The organism is Terrabacter sp. NPDC080008 (assembly GCF_040702505.1).
Classification (GTDB): Bacteria; Actinomycetota; Actinomycetes; order Actinomycetales; family Dermatophilaceae; genus Terrabacter.
The window spans coordinates 2087-4918 of record NZ_JBFBLC010000013.1 but is presented as its reverse complement, the minus strand read 5'-3'; the positions used below and the strand labels follow the sequence as shown (position 1 = coordinate 4918).

Genomic DNA, 2832 nt, shown 5'->3' with positions numbered 1-2832 from the left:
GTGTTCCCGTTTGTATCTCGGGAACTGCACAGTGGACGCGTAGCATCTTTGATAGTCAAGTTATCGGCTTATTAGTACCGGTCAGCTCCACACATTGCTGTGCTTCCACATCCGGCCTATCAACCCAGTCGTCTAGCTGGGAGCCTCTCGCCCTCGCGGGCCTGGAAACCTCATCTTGAAACGTGCTTCCCGCTTAGATGCTTTCAGCGGTTATCACTTCCGAACGTAGCTAATCAGCGGTGCCCTTGGCAGAACAACTGACACACCAGAGGTTCGTCCATCCCGGTCCTCTCGTACTAGGGACAGCCTTTCTCAAGTTTCCTACGCGCACAGCGGATAGGGACCGAACTGTCTCACGACGTTCTAAACCCAGCTCGCGTACCGCTTTAATGGGCGAACAGCCCAACCCTTGGGACCTACTCCAGCCCCAGGATGCGACGAGCCGACATCGAGGTGCCAAACCATGCCGTCGATATGGACTCTTGGGCAAGATCAGCCTGTTATCCCCGGGGTACCTTTTATCCGTTGAGCGACGGCGCTTCCACAAGCCACCGCCGGATCACTAGTCCCGACTTTCGTCCCTGCTCGACATGTCTGTCTCACAGTCAAGCTCCCTTGTGCACTTACACTCGAAACCTGATTACCAACCAGGCTGAGGGAACCTTTGGGCGCCTCCGTTACCTTTTAGGAGGCAACCGCCCCAGTTAAACTACCCACCAGGCACTGTCCCTGATCCGGATCACGGACCGAGGTTAGATATCCAGAACGACCAGAGTGGTATTTCAACGTTGACTCCACCAGCACTGACGTGCCGGCTTCACAGTCTCCCACCTATCCTACACAAGCCGTACCGAACACCAATACCAAGCTGTAGTAAAGGTCCCGGGGTCTTTCCGTCCTGCTGCGCGTAACGAGCATCTTTACTCGTAGTGCAATTTCGCCGAGTTCGTGGTTGAGACAGTGGAGAAGTCGTTACGCCATTCGTGCAGGTCGGAACTTACCCGACAAGGAATTTCGCTACCTTAGGATGGTTATAGTTACCACCGCCGTTTACTGGCGCTTAAGTTCTGAGCTTCGCACTTGCGTGCTAACCCGTCCCCTTAACGTTCCAGCACCGGGCAGGCGTCAGTCCGTATACATCGTCTTGCGACTTGGCACGGACCTGTGTTTTTAGTAAACAGTCGCTTCTCCCTGGTCTCTGCGGCCGATCACGCTCCCCCAGCAAGTGGGTTCACGATCAGGGCCCCCCTTCTCCCGAAGTTACGGGGGTATTTTGCCGAATTCCTTAACCACGATTCACTCGATCGCCTTGGTATTCTCTACCTAACCACCTGAGTCGGTTTGGGGTACGGGCGGCTCGAACCTCGCTAGAAGTTTTTCTCGGCAGCATAGGATCACCCTCTTCCCGCATTCGCGGTCACTATCAGGTCTCAGGCGTTGTGCGGTCCGGATTTGCCTGGACCGCGCCCTACACCCTTGGACGTGGACAACCATCGCCACGCGGAGGCTACCTTCCTGCGTCACTCCATCGCTTGACTACTACCTGCTCGGGCCGTGCGCTCCACCACCCGATGAGACCGAAGTCTCGGTGGGCGGCTTCAGGCACTTAGCATCACAAGGTTCATCAGGGGCGGTTCTTCGCCGGTTCCGGAATATCAACCGGATGTCCATCGACTACGCCTGTCGGCCTCGCCTTAGGTCCCGACTTACCCAGGGCAGATTAGCTTGACCCTGGAACCCTTGGTTATTCGGCGGACGGGTTTCTCGCCCGTCATTCGCTACTCATGCCTGCATTCTCACTCGTGTAGCCTCCACGGCTGGATCACTCCGCCGCTTCCCTGGCAACACGACGCTCCCCTACCCATCAACACGCCTGGACACCGAACCCGCAGGTGTCGGTGCCGAGCAAAATGTCAATGCCACAGCTTCGGTGGTGTGCTTGAGCCCCGCTACATTGTCGGCGCGGAATCACTTGACCAGTGAGCTATTACGCACTCTTTAAAGGGTGGCTGCTTCTAAGCCAACCTCCTGGTTGTCACAGCAACTCCACATCCTTTCCCACTTAGCACACGCTTAGGGACCTTAGCTGGTGATCTGGGCTGTTTCCCTCTCGACTACGGAGCTTATCCCCCGCAGTCTCACTGCCACGCTCTCACTTACCGGCATTCGGAGTTTGGCTAACGTCAGTAACCTGGTGAGGCCCATCGGCTATCCAGTAGCTCTACCTCCGGCAAGAAACACGTGACGCTGCACCTAAATGCATTTCGGGGAGAACCAGCTATCACGGAGTTTGATTGGCCTTTCACCCCTACCCACAGCTCATCCCCTCAGTTTTCAACCTAAGTGGGTTCGGTCCTCCACGCAGTCTTACCTGCGCTTCAACCTGGCCATGGGTAGATCACTCCGCTTCGGGTCTAGACCCAGCGACTATGGGCGCCCTGTTCGGACTCGCTTTCGCTACGGCTTCCCCACACGGGTTAACCTCGCCACTGAGCACTAACTCGCAGGCTCATTCTTCAAAAGGCACGCTGTCACCCCACACGCCCAACGGCGGGAGGCTCCAACGGATTGTAGGCACACGGTTTCAGGATCTATTTCACTCCCCTCCCGGGGTACTTTTCACCTTTCCCTCACGGTACTTGTCCGCTATCGGTCACCAGGGAATATTTAGGCTTAGCAGGTGGTCCTGCCAGATTCACACGGGATTTCTCGGGCCCCGTGCTACTTGGGAAATCCACCGGGAGTCCACACCATTTCGTCTACGGGGGTCGCACCCTCTGTGCCGAGCCATTCAATGCTCTTCGACTATGACGCAGATTTCTCACTCCCTAC

General features: G+C 56.4%; 1 rRNA gene (running past one end of the window). It reads right to left on the bottom strand.

The features are described from left to right. Nucleotides 1–51 precede the first annotated feature (51 nt). Nucleotides 52–2832: ribosomal RNA gene (locus AB0316_RS20910) — 23S ribosomal RNA — on the bottom strand (it continues 429 nt past the right edge of the window).